The sequence below is a fragment of the Spirosoma terrae genome (assembly GCF_010435915.1).
GTDB lineage: Bacteria > Bacteroidota > Bacteroidia > Cytophagales > Spirosomataceae > Spirosoma > Spirosoma terrae.
Window position 1 is genome coordinate 149289 of sequence record NZ_JAAFZH010000009.1, and the last position, 17414, is coordinate 166702.

Annotated in this window: 18 protein-coding genes; 13 read left to right on the forward strand and 5 right to left on the reverse strand. The window is 46.2% G+C overall.

Features of this window, described 5'->3' with window-relative positions; all coding sequences use genetic code 11:
• Window positions 1-27: 27 nt before the first annotated feature.
• On the reverse strand, window positions 28-471 hold the full coding sequence (locus tag GK108_RS19280; RefSeq protein ID WP_163952088.1) for a DUF2846 domain-containing protein: 444 nt from the start codon (window positions 469-471) through the stop codon (window positions 28-30).
• 166 nt (window positions 472-637) lie between these two features.
• The gene (mdh, locus tag GK108_RS19285; RefSeq protein WP_163952090.1) at window positions 638-1579 is read right to left on the reverse strand and encodes a malate dehydrogenase; all 942 of its coding nucleotides are present in this window, start codon (window positions 1577-1579) and stop codon (window positions 638-640) included.
• A gap of 263 nt (window positions 1580-1842) precedes the next feature.
• Between mdh and GK108_RS19290 the strand changes: the two genes are divergently transcribed.
• The 6 genes from GK108_RS19290 (at window position 1843) to GK108_RS19315 (ending at window position 7548) form a co-directional block, all read left to right on the forward strand.
• Complete coding sequence (locus tag GK108_RS19290; RefSeq protein WP_163952092.1) at window positions 1843-2301, forward strand: YkvA family protein; 459 nt, start codon at window positions 1843-1845, stop codon at window positions 2299-2301.
• A 157-nt stretch (window positions 2302-2458) separates the two neighbouring features.
• Window positions 2459-2662: a Sec-independent protein translocase subunit TatA/TatB gene (locus GK108_RS19295; protein ID WP_163952094.1), complete on the forward strand. Its 204-nt coding sequence runs from the start codon at window positions 2459-2461 to the stop codon at window positions 2660-2662.
• Window positions 2663-2826: 164 nt separating this feature from the next.
• Window positions 2827-4266: an Asp-tRNA(Asn)/Glu-tRNA(Gln) amidotransferase subunit GatA gene (gene gatA, locus GK108_RS19300; protein ID WP_163952096.1), complete on the forward strand. Its 1440-nt coding sequence runs from the start codon at window positions 2827-2829 to the stop codon at window positions 4264-4266.
• A gap of 115 nt (window positions 4267-4381) precedes the next feature.
• Complete coding sequence (locus GK108_RS19305) at window positions 4382-5977, forward strand: lytic transglycosylase domain-containing protein (protein WP_163952098.1); 1596 nt, start codon at window positions 4382-4384, stop codon at window positions 5975-5977.
• A gap of 100 nt (window positions 5978-6077) precedes the next feature.
• Window positions 6078-6896: an alpha/beta hydrolase gene (locus tag GK108_RS19310; RefSeq protein ID WP_163952100.1), complete on the forward strand. Its 819-nt coding sequence runs from the start codon at window positions 6078-6080 to the stop codon at window positions 6894-6896.
• 259 nt (window positions 6897-7155) lie between these two features.
• On the forward strand, window positions 7156-7548 hold the full coding sequence (locus GK108_RS19315; RefSeq protein WP_163952102.1) for a barstar family protein: 393 nt from the start codon (window positions 7156-7158) through the stop codon (window positions 7546-7548).
• A 120-nt stretch (window positions 7549-7668) separates the two neighbouring features.
• Here the strand turns inward: GK108_RS19315 and GK108_RS19320 are convergent, their stop codons facing one another.
• From GK108_RS19320 to GK108_RS19330, 3 genes are all read right to left on the reverse strand, one after another.
• Window positions 7669-9450, reverse strand: coding sequence for an ABC transporter ATP-binding protein (locus tag GK108_RS19320; RefSeq protein ID WP_163952104.1), 1782 nt, complete (start codon window positions 9448-9450; stop codon window positions 7669-7671).
• A 136-nt stretch (window positions 9451-9586) separates the two neighbouring features.
• On the reverse strand, window positions 9587-10270 hold the full coding sequence (locus GK108_RS19325) for a hypothetical protein (protein ID WP_163952106.1): 684 nt from the start codon (window positions 10268-10270) through the stop codon (window positions 9587-9589).
• 142 nt (window positions 10271-10412) lie between these two features.
• A complete protein-coding gene (locus tag GK108_RS19330) occupies window positions 10413-11369 on the reverse strand; it encodes a hypothetical protein (RefSeq protein ID WP_163952108.1) in 957 nt (318 codons plus the stop codon).
• 349 nt (window positions 11370-11718) lie between these two features.
• Between GK108_RS19330 and nusB the strand changes: the two genes are divergently transcribed.
• The 7 genes from nusB (at window position 11719) to GK108_RS19365 (ending at window position 17322) form a co-directional block, all read left to right on the forward strand.
• Window positions 11719-12855 carry a transcription antitermination factor NusB gene (nusB, locus tag GK108_RS19335; protein WP_163952110.1) on the forward strand — a complete coding sequence of 379 codons (1137 nt, stop codon included), beginning with the start codon at window positions 11719-11721 and terminating at the stop codon, window positions 12853-12855.
• Between the two features lie 87 nt (window positions 12856-12942).
• A complete protein-coding gene (locus tag GK108_RS19340; protein ID WP_163952112.1) occupies window positions 12943-13245 on the forward strand; it encodes a YtxH domain-containing protein in 303 nt (100 codons plus the stop codon).
• Window positions 13246-13345: 100 nt separating this feature from the next.
• The gene (locus GK108_RS19345; protein WP_163952114.1) at window positions 13346-13798 is read left to right on the forward strand and encodes a DUF1573 domain-containing protein; all 453 of its coding nucleotides are present in this window, start codon (window positions 13346-13348) and stop codon (window positions 13796-13798) included.
• 12 nt (window positions 13799-13810) lie between these two features.
• Window positions 13811-14137, forward strand: coding sequence for a preprotein translocase subunit YajC (gene yajC / locus GK108_RS19350; protein WP_163952116.1), 327 nt, complete (start codon window positions 13811-13813; stop codon window positions 14135-14137).
• Window positions 14138-14182: 45 nt separating this feature from the next.
• Window positions 14183-14896, forward strand: coding sequence for a YbbR-like domain-containing protein (locus tag GK108_RS19355; protein ID WP_163952118.1), 714 nt, complete (start codon window positions 14183-14185; stop codon window positions 14894-14896).
• A 9-nt stretch (window positions 14897-14905) separates the two neighbouring features.
• Entirely contained in the window at window positions 14906-15538 is a 633-nt protein-coding gene (gene coaE, locus GK108_RS19360) for a dephospho-CoA kinase (RefSeq protein ID WP_163952120.1), read from the forward strand.
• Between the two features lie 401 nt (window positions 15539-15939).
• The gene (locus tag GK108_RS19365) at window positions 15940-17322 is read left to right on the forward strand and encodes an OmpA family protein (protein WP_212592842.1); all 1383 of its coding nucleotides are present in this window, start codon (window positions 15940-15942) and stop codon (window positions 17320-17322) included.
• Window positions 17323-17414 lie beyond the last annotated feature (92 nt).

A 17414-nucleotide genomic window follows, 5' to 3' on the forward strand; every position in this document is an offset into this window, starting at 1 on the left:
TACTAAAACGGTTTCGTTCGACTTCAACTATTGTTTGTTGTTAATCGCATCCTGACAGTTATCGACTGTCATTTCCTTCATATCACGTTTAGACGTGTTTTCTGTTACTTCCGACAATTCCAGGCGGGTACGGGTGATACTCGATTTCACCTCCCCTTTTACGTAGTATTTCTTTCCGGCTTCGGTATCCAGTTCGAGTTCGGTTTCCCGCTTGAATACTTCTATACCTCCGCGTTGTGCAGTCAGCATCAATTTGCCGGGTTTTGCTTTGTACTCAATGTATTTATTGTTGCTGAGCTTGCAGATTTTCTGGCCATTGACGTAAATACTGTAGTTGATACTAGCCGCGAAGAATTGACCTCCCCGGTATATATAGATGGTGGCGAAATCATCAACTGGCTCAACACGTACTGAATCGCGTCGAAACGCCGATAGTAAAAAGCCTAGGCAGAGCAAAAGCAATAGAGGCATTTTTTTCATAACAAAAACTCTGTCAAGTGGTACGTAATAGGTTTATAACGCTCTAAATTAATACATGAAATACTATGCATTAATCAATCGAGTTAGGAAACGGCAAAAAAGAAAAGGTTCCGCCAGCGAAACCTTTTCCAACTATACCAGACAACGTATGGCTGACTTATACACCAATGTTCAGTGTGCTCAATACGCTGTTCATGCTCCGAACGGCATCAGCCGACTTATTGAAAGCCGCCTGTTCTTCGTCGTTCAGTTTATAGTCAATAATTTCTTCCCAACCGTTACGGCCTAATACGACCGGAACGCCCAGGCAAATGTCAGATTGTCCATATTCACCTTCCAGCAGTACGCAGGATGGAATAACGCGCTTCTGATCGCGCAAAATACTTTCAACCATATAGGCCCCCGCTGCGCCTGGAGCGTACCAAGCCGACGTACCAATCAGGCCGGTTAACGTAGCACCACCCACCATGGTATCGGCCGCTACTTTTTTCAGCGTTTCGTCGTCCAGGAAATTGCCTACCGGAACACCCGCTTTTGTAGCCAGACGCGTTAAAGGAATCATCGTTGTGTCGCCATGTCCGCCGATTACAGAAGCCTGTAGATCGTTAGGAGAGCAGTTCAACGCCAGCGATAAATATGTTTTAAAACGGGCCGAATCCAGCGCACCACCCAGACCGATTACTCGATTTTTTGGCAGACCCGACGTTTTTAACGCCAGGTACGTCATGGTATCCATTGGGTTCGAAATAATGATGAAAATCGCGTCTGGCGAGTGCTTAAGGATATTTTCGGTTACCCCCTTAACGATACCAGCATTGATACCAATCAGGTCTTCACGAGTCATTCCAGGCTTACGTGGCAAACCCGATGTAATCACCACCACATCCGAACCGGCTGTTTTTTCGTAATCATTAGTAGAGCCCGTTAGTTTAACATCGCAATCGAGCAATGTTGACGCCTGAAGCATATCAAGCGATTTACCTTCACTGATACCTTCCTTGATATCTAAAAGCACAACCTCGTGGGCGAGTTCACGGCGGGCAATGTTGTCGGCGCAGGTTGCCCCAACGGCACCGGCACCTACTACAGTAACTTTCATATAAAATTCGGAATTAAAGGGTTAACAAGCGACGCAAAAGTACGTACCCCAAACCTGACAAACCAACGGGTTGGGAATAAACTTCGGGGCCTGTCACTCAGTTTATGGACTATTTATAGTTTTTTTTTGTTGAATGATTTGACGCCAGATAGAATAAAAATGCACCGAACCAGTGATCAACTTTAAACCAAAGCACAAATCACCTATCCAATACTCAGTGTAGCCAAAACACTATCAACGTCTAACATCCACCTATTAAACGAATGGCAAACAAAAGTCTCATATCACGAATTTTAAGTTCCATTTTTTTCAAACGGGCCAATATTGGCGCTGTTCGCTACGCCCGTAACACCCGAAGTTTACTGGCGCTTATTCGGGAAGCGATGGATAAAAGTGGCGGATTGTCGGGGGCTAATATTGCGGTCTTTCGGGATCAACTGACCATTGTGACGAGATTGCTGAAAGCGTACGCATCGGGTGACTACCGTCAGATACCCTGGAAAACGCTGATTCGGATTATCGCCGTATTGATCTATTTTGTTTCACCGATCGATATACTACCTGATTTTCTGCCTATAGTGGGCATAACTGACGACATTGCGCTGATGTTATGGCTTTTTAGCGGCATTAAAGACGATATCGAGCAATTTCGCCAGTGGGAAGGTTCTTCCAGTCAACAGACAGAAGCAGCCCAGCAACCGAAAACAGTTAAAATTGGATAGCATTTTGCCGCCACTATAGATAACTATAGTTAAGGTAGAACGTTAGAGATTTAAGGTTCACGCCTTTTTAATCTGGTAGCGAACAAGTTTCGTTCATTTTTGCTAGCTAGTACGAGAGAGTTTTTTTAATTTTGCATACATTCAAATCCCAGGAATCATGATTTTGGCAAGTGTTTTGGCATTTATGGGTTTGGGCGGTCAGGAAATGGTGTTCATTTTCTTAGCACTGCTCCTGTTGTTCGGCGCTAAGAAAATCCCCGAACTCGCGCGCGGCCTTGGAAAAGGTATCAAGGAGTTCAAAGACGCCACGAAAGACGTTCGCGAGAATATCGAAGAAGGTCTGAAAGAGTCAGAGAAATAATTGATTTTATGTTATAGACAGACAATCAGGCGGCCCCTCCTCGGATCCGTCTGATTGTCTGTTTGTATTTGTAGAGATTGTAGATTCTGGATAGCCGGGAATCAGAACAAGGCATACGTACTACGTATCCCCTGCCCGCTTCCAACCTCCAAATCCTTTGTCGTTTGAGTTACTACCGCAACTTCGCTACAGTTCAAACCGATCTAAAAAACGGTACCACTACTTGCCGCCAACTGGTAGAGCAATATCTTACTCGTATTGAGCAGGAAAAACACCTCAATGTCTTCACCGAAGTATACGCTGATGAAGCGTTACAACAAGCCGACCGCGTTGACCAGAAGCTAGCCAATAATCAGGCAGGCCGATTGGCGGGCATGGTTATCGGTATAAAGGATGTTCTGAACTACCAGGGGCATGGTGTTCGGGCCGGAAGTCGCATTCTGGAAAACTTTACGGCTCAATTTACCGGCACAGCAATTCAGCGGTTGCTCAATGAAGATGCTATTATTATTGGTCGGCAAAACTGCGATGAGTTTGCTATGGGCTCCTCGAACGAAAATTCGGCATTCGGTCCGGTTCGAAATGCAGCCGACCCTAGCCGAGTTCCCGGCGGATCGAGTGGAGGCTCAGCCGTAGCAGTACAGGCGGGTCTTTGCCTGGCCAGCATTGGCTCCGATACGGGCGGATCAGTACGTCAGCCAGCTGCTTTTTGTGGCGTTGTGGGTCTGAAACCTACTTATGGACGTGTTAGCCGATGGGGACTCATTGCCTACGCATCGTCATTCGATTGTGTTGGTCCTATCGCCAATACGCCCGAAGATGCAGCCCTTCTGCTGGAAATTATGGCAGGCCCCGATGATTTCGACAGTACCGTATCGAGCCAGCCCGTTCAGGCCTATTCAGCGGGAAAACTACCAGACAGACCGCTACGTATCGCTTATCTGCGCGACGGCGTTGAAAGCACCGGGATCGACGCCAGTATCCGGGAGGCAACTCAGCGTAAAATTGACGAATTACGTAGCAAAGGCCATACCGTCGAGCCCGTCGATCTATCGCTACTGAAATACCTTTTACCTACGTATTATATCCTGACCACTGCCGAAGCCTCGTCTAATCTGTCGCGGTTCGATGGCGTACGATATGGTTATCGCGCCAAATCGGATGCGGATACATCAACAATGGACCTTTTGACGTTGTACAAAAAAAGTCGTACACAAGGCTTTGGTGACGAGGTTCGTCGTCGGATTTTGCTTGGTACATTTGCGTTAAGTGCCAGCTATTACGACGCCTATTATACAAAGGCTCAGCAGGTCCGCAGGCTTATTCGGGAAGAAACCGAACGAGTGTTTGCCCAATACGACTTTTTATTATCGCCCACCACACCCACAACCGCTTTCCAATTAGGGGAGAAAACCGACGATCCGCTACAGATGTATCTGGCCGATATTTTCACGGTCCAGGCCAACGTAGTAGGCTATCCAGCCATGTCAATACCCAATGGTACTGACGAAACTGGACTACCGATCGGTATACAATTGATGGCTCCCCCTTTTGCAGAAGGAGCGCTGGTTGCTTTAGCGAAAGAAATGAGTAAAGAGATATGATGTAGAATGTATGAAATAGGATGCACCTAGTCAAATACGCACTACATCCTATTTCATACAGCTTACCCCTCTTTCTGCTTTTGAATACGTAACGATTACCTAACCGATAGAATGCATGAACCACTTGAACCGTAGCCTGTTACGAATGGGGCTGTTGAGTGTGGCGCTAGGTCTGACAATAAGTACCTACGCCAAGACTACGATTCAATCCGGGCCAAGCACGGCCAATCAGTCGGATACTACCATTGTGAAGAGCGACACGGTGGCGTTTGTAGCCACTGTTCCTGACAGTTTGCTACGTGAGCGATTGGTGAAACTCCAGAAAACGATTCCGCTCAATTACCACAAGTCGGTCCAGGCCTATGTGGATTATTTCACGTTCCGTAAAGCCAGCTCAACCAAGCTGATGCTGGAACGTATGCCGCTTTTCTTTCCACTTTATGAACGGATGCTGGCGGACTTCGGCCTGCCTGACGAACTGAAGTATCTATCGATTGTCGAATCAGCCCTGAATCCACGCGCCATCTCACGGGCGGGCGCTGGAGGACTGTGGCAGATTATGCCGGGAACGGGCCGCGATTTGAAACTCTATCAGGACGATTATGTCGATGAGCGTATGGACCCTGTTAAGGCGACCGAGGCAGCCTGCAAATACCTGCGTGATCTCTACAACATTTTCGGCGATTGGGAGCTAGCAATGGCGGCTTACAACTGTGGACCTGGAGCCGTCAAACGCGCCATGCGTCGCTCGGGTGGTGATTCGTTTTATACGATCTATGATGCGCTGCCGAAAGAAACCAGAGGATACGTTCCGCAGTTTGTGGCCTTTATGTATCTGATGAACCATGCCAACGATCATGGAATAGTAGCTGAAAACTACGAGTATCCCATTCCGCACGATACAATACACGTATCGGGCTATTTCAACCTCGAAACCTTCGCCCGGCAAAGCATGATACAACTGTCGGATCTTCAGAAAATGAATCCGGCCGTTACAACGACCATATTACCTGAATTCACGAATCGTTATCCACTACGTATCCCTCGTCAGCAGTACGCTTATTTTTCAGCCAAACGCCGGGCTATTATGGACTCGTCCAGCCAGATTCCACCGGCTATGGCCCACGTTCTGCTGGCCAGTGGCGAATCTATTCGCTATGACGACGATAGCATGCGAGCCTGGGCCGGTACGGGTAGCAATCCACTTGCTAAACTAGCTCTTGACGAGCGTGAAAACAGTACGTCAAAAACAGCTACGTTACTAGCTTCAGCCGAATCAGCTGATGAACCCGAAGAAGATATAGAAACGGTTGTTCTTCGCAAGCCTAAAAAGCAAACCTACGTAGTAAAACGGGGTGACAATCTGGGCAACATAGCCGACAAATTCAATGTTGATCTGTATGATTTAAAACGCTGGAATCATCTTCGCTCTACCCGAATTCAGCGTGGCCAGAAACTGGTTATTCTGAAAGAAGTTGCCGAAACACGCTCCGAACGGCTAGCCGACCAGGGAACAGCCAAGGCACATAAAAAAGCCGAAGTAGTTGCCAAAACCAAACGCTATAAACCCAAATATCATCGGGTTCAGGATGGTGATACGCTTTGGAACATTGCCCAACGCTACGACGGCCTGACCATTGAGCGGTTGAAGAAGCTGAATCATATACGCACTAGTACGTTACGTCCAGGCCAAAAGCTGATCGTTGGCTAAACCAACTGTTATACAATGCCCGGTCTCACTGTTTAACATTTATTAATAATTACTTTAACTGCCAACTACTTAGCTTTGACTCCAGCGAACGGAAGGTACAATGGCCAAGAAAAGTAACTGGATCAAGTGGGTTTGGATTGGGCTGCCTATCGTTTTACTTTTCTATCTGGGCCTTTATCTGTTTCTCTACAGCATTAAAGATCAGCAGACTAATCGGTATCGGTCTACTCAATTACCCGATACGTATCGCTACAACTTTGCCCACCCCCTGGAAGAATTAACAATTCACACTCCGCAAGAGGGTTTGTTAAATGCCTTACTTTTCAAAGTCTCTCAACCCAAAGGAATAGTCTGTTTCTGGAAAGGGAATGGAGGAACTTTAGCTAATTGGGGAGCTATGGCCCCTACGTTTCTACAATGCGGTTACGATGTGTTGATCACTGACTATCGGCAACATGGTAAAAGTAGAGGAGCCATTAGTCTGGCTAATTTCTACAGTGATGCCCAAACTGTTTACGACTCGTTGAAGCGTCGATATTTGGAAAATAAGATTGTGATCTGTGGTTATTCCTTAGGTGGTCGGATAGCGGCTCATCTAGCTGCGACCAACCACCCCAAATTCACGTTCCTGATTGACCCAGCCTCGGCGGGTGGTGATTTTAGCGATCGCTTTACGGATCTCTTGTATTATCCCCTGCCCTCGGTGAATGGCTTCACTTTCGTCACGGACCAGGATGTCCAACATGCAATCAGTCCGGTTATAGTTGTCAGCACCGACAACCCGCATAGTACGGCTTATAAGCTCCATTCCGTTTTAACCTCTAACGATCAGTTTTTAGTGATTCCAGATGCGACACATGCCAGTATCCTGAGTCACTTGCAAACCATGCAACTGATCAGGAAAAAGCTCGCCGATTAAGAATCCTGACCAATCACTTACTTATTTCCTAATAACGTCCACCTAACATAAGACGGTCGTTTTCTATGATTTACTAGAATTGTTCTCGGAACCAAGAAGTCTTGTCTGCGCTGTTGCACCGAATGAAGTATAGCTTCCAACATAGTGAACTTACCTCCTGTTCTGTATACAGATATATTAAAGTTGGGCATTCGATTCGACATCAGGGCAATACTCAACCGCCAAACAAACCAGTTTGCACCGTCTCCAAAACTGAACTATGGTCAAACAGCTAACGATTGATGGAAGCTCAATCAACGACATTGCCTCCTTTTACGAGCAGATCAACCGAGTGTTTATGACAGGAGAAAGCTGGAAGCTTGGTCATAGCCTCGACGCATTTGATGATTTATTGTATGGTGGCTACGGAGCCTTACAAGGAGTCCAATCAGTCGAGCTTCTCTGGTATAATATGGAGCACAGCAGAAAGGCGTTAGGCTATCAAACTACCCGCATTTACTATCTGGATAAACTTAAAACGGGATCACCGTACAACAGAAAACTGTTTGAAGAAAAGCTGGCAGATCTGGAGGCCGGTACTGGCGAAACGTATTTTGACAGTATTATGGCAATCATTGCCGATCATCCGACTATTAAGGTAATTAATCAATGAAGTAAAGTTGTGTGATACACCTTACAATCGATTATAGCTAATCTCAGAGCTCAGTATTTATAAAAAAACCTCCTGAGCTATCGTTCGACAATTCAGGAGGTTTTCGTTTTTTGGCCAGCCTTATACCTCTTCGGCTTGTAGCTGCTTTTCGTATAACTCCCGGTAAGCACCGTTCTTCGCATAGAGTTCTTCGTGCGTACCTTCTTCAATGATTTCTCCTTCGTCGAACATAATAATGTAATCAGCCAACTTTGCTGAGGAAACCCGGTGAGAAATCACAACCGATGTCCGGTCAGCCATGATACGCTTGAGATTGTTCAGAATAATGTTCTCCGTATTCGTATCAACCGCCGACAAACAGTCGTCCAGAATCAGAATCTTAGGATCACGGGCAATGGCTCGGGCAATGCTCAGTCGTTGCTTTTGCCCACCCGACAACGTAACGCCCCGCTCGCCAACGCGTGTATCAAACTGTTCGGCGAAGTTGATCACGTTTTGGTATAAATCGGCATCACGAACCGCCTGCTCTACCCGCTCCTGCGATAAATCTGGCTTTCCGAACCGAACGTTATTACTGATCGTATCCGAAAACAGGAACACATCCTGCGGTACGTAGCCCATCTGCTCGCGCACCGACGTCAGGTTGTAGTCTTTAATCGGAACACCGTCAATACGAATTTCACCCGACGATACGTCATACATCCGTGTCAGCAGATTGGCCAGCGTTGTTTTACCCGAGCCCGTCGTTCCCAGAATAGCGACAGTTTCACCCGCCCGAACGTGCATAGAGAAATTTTTGATAGCTACTATTCCTGAGTCTGGATAAACGAACCGAACGTTTTTGAACTCTATTTCACCATCTATACTACGATGGATATTTTTCTGGGAAACAATGTCCGTTTTGATATTCAGAAACTCATTGATACGTTGCTGTGAAGCGGCCGCCCGTTGCGTCTGACTAGTTGTCCAGCCAAGCGCCATGACCGGCCACGTCAGCATGTTGACGTAGAGAATAAACTCTGTGATATTGCCCGGTGTCAGCCGACCGGCCAGAATCTCCTGACCGCCCACATACACAACCAATACGTTACTCAGTCCGACCAGAATAGCGACAATCGGGAAAAACAGCGAATCGACGCGAGTTAGCTCCAGCGATTTAGCCCGGTATTCGTCACTTTCGATCTCAAATCGGGTTGCCGAATTATTCTCCTGAACAAAGGCTTTTAAGACACGAATACCGGAAAAAGCTTCCTGCACATAGGTCGACAGTTTCGACAGACTGCGCTGAATTTCTTCGGATCGACGAATGATTATGTTATTGACCAGGTAGATCGCCACCGACAGAATGGGGAGCGGCAACAAGACGTAAAGGGATAAGCGTGCATTGATGCTGACCATATAGGAAATGACCAGCACAAACAGCACAATCAGGTTGACGCCATACATAATACTTGGCCCTACGTACATACGCACTTTGCTGACGTCTTCCGAAATCCGGGCCATCAGATCGCCCGTGCTATGCTGACGGTAGAAGCTAAGCGGCAAGGTCTGATAATGATCGTAAATCTCATTTTTAAGATCATACTCCACATGGCGCGACATAACGATAAGTGTCTGCCGAACCAGAAACAGAAAAAAACCCTTCAGCAAGGCCATCACCAGCGTCATTAAACCAAATAGCAACAGGCTAAATGCAAACACATCGTATAATGATGATTGCAATGGCGACTGATCGTAGAGATAGTAGATATCGAGCGTTTCCCGGACCAGATCGAGCGCATAACGGACTAGCTGCGCCGGGAAAATGCCAAATAGATTAGAGATGGTAGTGAATATCGTTCCCCAAATCAGATACCATTTATATTTGAGGAGATATTTATTCAGATAGGAAAGTGCTTTCACAGGACGGCCCAACAACTTTATTTTTGTAACCGTCTGAATTCGGGAAAAGTTGCACTGATAACTATACCCGAATCCGTACCTCTGTTTCGAGTATAGTTATCGCCTATTTATTTAGCGAACGTAACGGGCTTTGGCTCTATCGGTTTATTGTTTCTGATACCGACAAGGCAGCTAAGGCAATCAACGCCAACCCCAGGACGCCCGTTCCCAGCATGATAGCCGCCATGGCCCATCCTTTACCCCGATAGCGATCCTGGTTCCGTTTAATGGTTGTCATACTGGCTACTCCCAGTAACGTAGCAGTGAGTGGCACCGTTATGCCAAGTATCCACATCAATGTACCACCACTTACAATAAACATTGCCCCGGCTGATAATACTCCCAGCCCTAAAGCTACCCAGGCTAGCGGATAGGTTTTGCGGCTACGACTGTGCCGATCAATCAATTGAGTTTTTGGTGCTACGTGTCCAACGTTCGCGGAGCGGAGCCATCGGTTGATACGTTGATTTTGATAGCTGTCGGGATTGCGATGTCGGGAAAGCCTGACTATTGATGGAGTCGATTTGGTAGTCGCATTCGCTGTTGGCATCGGCTGGCTAATGGCAGGTATTGCTTTTAGCTCTGCATAATCTGTCGTTTTGGGCGATACTGTATCAGTTGCTACGTTGATCGCTACGGTTGAATTTACTACGTGCGGAATGCTATTTACCTGTGGCTGAAAATAGGCGTAACGCGTCGGGCCACAGCTAGCGAATAGCCATAAAACAGAGACAGCGATCACAACCAAGCGGCTGCTCAATCGCCCAAAGAGGAAGAACATGAAAGAAAAAGTAAAGGTTAAGTCATACGGTTTCAATTGGAAAAATACGAATAAAGAACTGTCAATACAATCCGCTAACGTACTTATTCTAAAGTTTTCCTTTTAAAGCTACAGATATAGTAGTCTATACAAATCATTGTGCTTAATGCGTTGCCATTTGTTCGTCGAGCATGCATCGCGCTGCCACCTGAACCTGCTCTGCCCGCAATTGATTTACGGTATCCTCTACATTATGACGTAGGTACGTATTCAGCCGATAACTTTTGATTATTTTCGTTGAAAGAGTTGTTAACTGAGCCTCGCTGATTTCATAATACACACATAAATTAGAGTCGATAGAGTAATCGCCAAAATCGATGTTAAGGCCGTATTCAGAATCGATGACTGGCTTAAGTTCCATCACCGTCTCATCGTTCATTAACAGCATGAGCGTCTTGTTACGTTCGACCTGTAGCTTATGAACTCCTGGCTTCATCGCATAGAGGATCAGATTGACGGTTTGTGCATCACGCCGAAATAGCAGCGATACTTCCATATCTTCAATACCTACCAGCGTTGATGCGCTCCGACCAAGGAATATATTGCCAACTTTCTTTCCGCGCAGGATCACCCTCGACACGGTCACCTGCTTTTTGGTGAACTTATCGTTCCATGTCCGACATTTCACTCCTTTCATATCGCTCAAGCTAGCTGGTGCCGATTGACGATTCTGGCTTGCATCTGCTTTTATAGACGATGAGGTCGATTTATCGGCAGGCTGTGTGGTAGGAGCAGCCATCATCACTTTCTGAATAGCCTCCGGTACTTTGCCAATTTTTAGCTGGATAAGCCCATTTGTTGTCAGATCGAACTGATTGCGAGATTCGTTGATTTTCTGCGTCATCAATTTGCGGGGCAGATTGGCCTCCCAAAGCTTAATAATGTCTGTGTTGGTAAGGACATCAGTCATTTTTGTGCCACGCATCATAGCCTCAATAACCGAACTGTTTACCTTAGCGCCCAATAACTGAAGCAACCCGGTGGTTGTCATATCAAACTGACAGGTCGAACCGCTTATTTTACTGACCATAATCCCGCTAGCCACTTTGTTTGCATGCATAGCCAAAATTGACTGGTTGGTTAAGATTTCCTGAGCCCAAGACTGGCTCGTACAAAAACTAAGAATAATACAAAAAGTAAGGTAGAAGCGAACTAACATGAATGATAGGGTGAATGATAAAAACCAACTTTGAATTGGTACAAAGAAACCTAAAATACGCCATTTAGTAATCTTTTACCAAATTTTAGTTTACTTTAATACGCAGATATATCTCATTATCAGCGCCAGGAAAATTGCCATCTAACCAATTATTGTTAAATTTGCAGGATCAAAGCAGTTCTTTTTTTTATCGGTAGATACACTAGTTTTATCCGGGATGCTCAATAGGCGACTACTCCGAATAAAGGTCATGCAAGCACTGTATGCGTTAAAGCAGACCGAATTCTCTAATCAACAACTAGTCCTCGATGGCATCGCGGACATTTTTCAGCCCGACCTGAACTCAATGCAGCCACAGGATAAGCGGCAACTCGAAGGCTACCGACAACTCGCCGGTCTTCTTTTTGAAGAAGCTATCAAAACCAATCAGCCCGCTCAGGACGAAGACGCGCCCCAAAAGGTGCTCAAAGCCGCTAATGATGGTTTCCTGTTCTATCAGGTCCGTGCCAAAAAAGATCGTCAGCATTTTGCCCAGATGATGCTGAAGCAGGTAAACGGTATCTACGAAGATTATTTACGGGTTCTTTTGCTACTGGTAGAACTTGGCCATGCTGCCCGTACTGACCGGGAGCGGCAATACCGCGATGTTGACGAAGCCCCCTTTCCATTCGAGTCAGATCTGAATAACAATACAGTGATTCAGGCGTTGGCTGCCCTTCAGCCATTACGTAATGAAGCACTACGTCATAACGTATCGTGGACCGACGATTTGAGTTTTGTTCGGAAAGCACTACGGGAAGTGTTCAAAACCGACGATACGTACCGCGCTTATTGCGAACAACGAACTCATACCGCCGACGAAGACCAGGCTTTGGTACAGTATGTGCTACGTACTCTTATCTTTAAACATGAGGTAATTCGGGACCATCTGGCCGAGATTGATCTGAGCTGGACCGAAAACAGCGAAGTGGTACGTGGACTTGCCATACGAACACTGAAATCGGCCCAATCGCCTACCGGCCTGCAACTCGAACCATTAACCGACGATTGGGAAGAAGACGAGTTATTTTTGAATACACTTTTCCAGAAATCGCTGGAAAATGAGAGCGACTATGAGCAATTAATCGTTGATCAACTAAAAAACTGGGATGTTGAGCGAGTAGCTATGCTCGATAAAATTATCCTGAAATTGGCTGTTTGTGAATTGCTTAACTTCCCAAACATTCCGGTTAAAGTATCGATTAATGAATATATCGAACTAGCAAAAGCTTATAGTACGCCCAAAAGCGGTAAATTTGTCAATGGAATCTTAGACAACCTTTCCGAAAAGCTTCAGGCATCGGGGCGTTTGCGTAAGAGTGGACGCGGGTTGCTGGATAACAAATAATTTGCAGCTAATGAGTCTGCAATTTTTAGGAGAAAACTCAGTTATTTAGTTCTCACTGAAAGTTGTACACTGAAAACTTTTCTACAAATGAACAAGGTAGCCCGTGATTTAACCTTTTTGCTGACCGGTATTGCTACAGGTGCTGTGATTGGCTTACTATACGCTCCCGACAAAGGGAAAGTTACCCGTGATCGCTTAACATTCCGGTTGTCGAAATATCGGGAACAGATCGAAAGCATGATTAATGATCTGGTTAATTCAACCGAATTACCCGAAAACCTGTCGAAAAACGAAGGTCAGCGCGTTGTCAACGATGCTCGTGAAAAAGCTGAACGCTTACTGGAAGATGTTGATCGCCTGATGGCTCAAATAAAGCAACAGAACGCATAACTACGTCAGTTTATAGTTTAGCGTGATTGAGTTTTTAGTTCACGATGCGATAGTCTTACTAAAAACTCAACCACGCTAAACTGAAAACGATTCACTATCGATGTACTCAAAAAAATGGCAGCTTATTATCGCTATGGCGCTGATAAGTTGTGGGCATCTTAGCTGCGATAACCGAAAACAGGGCGAAACAGCACAGGCTACGGCGTCAGGAAAGATGCCAAAAATTACGTTCGCCGAAAAAGGCATTTATGATTTTGGAACGTTAACGGAAGGCGACACCGTCGAACACGTTTTCAAGTTCACGAACACCGGCGAGTTTCCACTGATCATCAATAACATTACAGCCTCCTGCGGCTGTACAACGCCTGAGTGGCCCCGCGAACCCGTTGCACCTGGTGCTGCTGGTTCCATTCGTGTTCGGTTCAATAGCCGGGGAAAAAGTGGTGAGCAGAACAAGACCATTACGGTCATTGCCAATACTGATCCCGCTATGACGGATCTTCAATTCAAAGCTTTAGTGAATCCTAAAGCTGATTCAACAAAAAAATCATAATCCACTAAACTCATGTTTTCGATTTTACTACAGGCTCCGGCTGGCTCAAATGTATCCATGCTTTATAACGTACTGCTATGGGTAGGTATCATCGGTGTTTTCTACTTTTTCATGATACGTCCCCAACAGAAGAAGCAAAAAGACCAAAAGAGCTTCATCGATAACCTGAAGAAGGGAGATAACGTAGTAACAATTGGTGGATTACACGGTCGGGTTGCCTCAATAGAGGGCAGCACCGTTACGCTTGAAGTAGATCGTGGCGTTAAAATGACCTTCGAACGGTCGTCTATCTCACGCGAAGCATCGGTTAAACCAGCCGATTCGGACAAAAAAGAGTAGTGCTTAGGTCTCTATAAAACCTAAGTTTTCTTATAGCCACCTCTTGTGACCGCTCCGTCTAACAATCGTCCATTTCAGCCAACCAAGGCGTTATTATGCCTGATTGCGGCAACGCTATTCTGGTTTTTGAGTGCGCTCAATAGAACAGGCTATACACTGAACATTGAGTACCCAATTCATTTCATTTATAATGATTCGCTTTTTGTTCCCACAAAACCCCTGCCCCGCACCGTTCTGGTGAACGTATCGGGAGATGGCTGGGGGCTTCTGCGACATTCCTGGCTTCCGTTCCGCGTAGATCCAGTTGATTACAAAGTAGTGAATCCGCTGCAGGCATCGATCATCAATACGTCGTCGCTTACGGCTGCTCTGGAAGAGCACATTAAAAAACTCCACGTTAACTACGTAGTAGCCGATACAGTAGAGATGGGGTTCGACCGTCGCATGACGAAGACAATTCAACTAGTACCCGATAGTGTACATATTGATCTGGCCCCTCGATTTGTTGTATCCAGCGTAATAAACCTTACTCCCCGAACTATTCAGGTAGAAGGTCCTGCCCGGCTTGTTCGAGGTTTACCGGATACGGTATCGGTATCGATTCCAGGCAAACGTATTGCCGATAATTACGATAATGAAGCTCCGCTCAATCACTTTCGGCACCCGCTCCTGCGTCTAAGTACCGATCGGGTGGCCGTTAGTTTTGAGGTTGGTGAGCTGTTATCTCCTCCTCCATCCTCTACAACCGCCAGCAAATAGGTAGGTCGTATGGCAAACACGCTCCCGGAAAAATCACTCAAAACGCCCCTCCAGATTGGCGTAACCGGTGGTATTGGCTCCGGGAAAAGCGTCGTATGTCGTATTTTCCAGGCATTTGGCATTCCTGTTTATGAAGCCGACGAGCGTGCCAAATGGCTTACCGAACACGATCCAATTGTAAAAGCCGATATTGTACGAGTTCTGGGTCCCAACGCGTATGACGCCACAGGACGTTATAATCGGGGTTGGGTAGCGTCGCAGGTATTTTCTGATCCGGATTTATTAAAGCAGCTCAATAGCGTTATCCACCCTCGTGTCATGAGCGATACCGAAGCCTGGGTAAAAGAGCATACGAATAAACCGTATGTGATCAAAGAAGCAGCCATCATGAACGCGGCCGGCGATGCCAATTCGCTTGATAAGGTAATAGTCGTGCAAGCCCCAATAGCGCTACGTATCAATCGGATACAACACCGGGACCCGCAACGCTCTGAGCAGGAAATCCGGAATATTATCAGCCGACAGATCAGTGATGAAGAACGAGCCAAAATCGCTGATTATACGGTCATTAATGATGAAAAACAGCTACTAATTCCTCAACTAGTAGCTATTCATAACGATCTGCTTAAGGCCGTAACGTAGTACGTTTATTTTCCTTCACAACGGTATTATAGCCAATACAGGTAGTCGCCACAGACTAATCTATCGGTTACACTTATAATCGATGCTTTTTTCGGTACGGAGACTACTACGCTCAATACGTATCGCACCTTCACCAACCCGGCAAAGCGGTATCTACTACGTAGTAATCAACGCACTACGTAGCAGATACCACTTTCGTATGGCATTCCTCAACCATAAGAATAAAAACAGAAAGCTAAGTCACTATCTACGAACACCTTGTCAAGCTAATCCCCGCTATTTCAACGCTTTTTTTTCTTAAGAAAACAGCACGTTGATACCGTTCCGTAAGAAAGTGACTATCCTCCGTGATTTATTCACAAATCCCCGTCTAATAGTTCACACTTAACTAAAATCATTATATGGCTGTGAACCTACTAGATTTAGCCAAAGCTTACCTAAACGATACGTTCGTAAAGAAAGCCAGCAACCTGCTCGGAGAAAGTGAACAAAATACACAAGTAGCTTTGACTGGCACACTGCCTACCATGTTGGGAGGTATTATTCAGAAAGCGTCTGAGCCCGGTGGACCGGGTACGCTTCTGGACTTAATTGGCCAGCTAACAACACCTAATCGTGCTACTGGCGAACTAACTGCGTCAGAAAGCGGAATACTGGATCAGTTGACTAATTTACTCAGTAGCCAGCCTACTCAATTCAGCAGTCTACTTTCGATCGGTTCTGACATCAATAATAACGTATTCGGCGCAAAGGCAAACGACGTAGCTGATGTCATTGCCAGCTATAGTGGTGTAAAGGCGTCTTCAGCGTCATCGCTAATGAGTATAGCCAGTACCGTGTTATTAAGCCTGCTTGGCAAAAAAATGGCCGACGACGGTAGCGGTCCAGTAGGGTTGACAAGTTTCCTGAACAGTCAGACAGCCTACGCGCAGGCTGCCGTACCATCAAATCTAAGCTCCCTGATCAGCACCATTCCTGGTTTAGGTCTACTGGGAAGCCTAACTAGCAACGTATCACGTCCAGGCTCAGGAAGCTACGTACCACCTGTTCAGGCTACTACGCCCCCGCCAGCACCTGCCTATCAGCCTGACGAACGGGATAGTGGCAATCGGTGGCTACCCTGGCTAATGTTGTTGCTAGGAGCCGTAGCGCTGTTTTTTGTACTCCGTTCTTGCAACAACGATAAAGGCAGTGCCAACGGAACAACAACGGATAGTAGCAGCATCACTTCAGACGCTTCAGCCGGTGCCGATACGGTTGCCAATACGGTAGAAGCGGTTGTTGACTCGACGGCAGAAGAACTGAAAGACTTAACCGCGAAGCTGGGGGCCTTTTTCAAACGGAAACTACCATCTGGTATTGAGCTGAACATTCCAGAGTTTGGGATCGAGAACAACCTGGTCAAATTTATTGAAGACCCCAACAAGCCTGTCGATAAAACAACCTGGTTTAACTTCGACCGTTTGTTATTCGATACGGGCAAAGCAACGCTCAAACCAGCATCGCAGGAACAGTTGAAAAATATGGCTGAAATCCTGAAAGCATACCCCCAGGTTGAGCTTAAATTAGGTGGCTATACTGACAACACAGGTAGTGCCGCCGTCAATAAAAAACTATCGCAGGAGCGCGCAGATTCTGTAAAAGGAGAACTCGTTAAATTAGGGATTGCGGCTTCGCGCCTGGATGCCGAAGGATACGGTCAGGAACACCCGGTAGCGTCTAACGATACTGCCGAAGGTCGGGCCCAAAACCGACGTATCGCCGTACGCGTGACGAAGAAGTAAGTTGGTTCTTGGTTTCTGGTTCATTGTTTCTGGTTAGGCTCATAAGGAGCGATTTAACCAGAAACAATGAACCAGAAACTAGACACTCAACG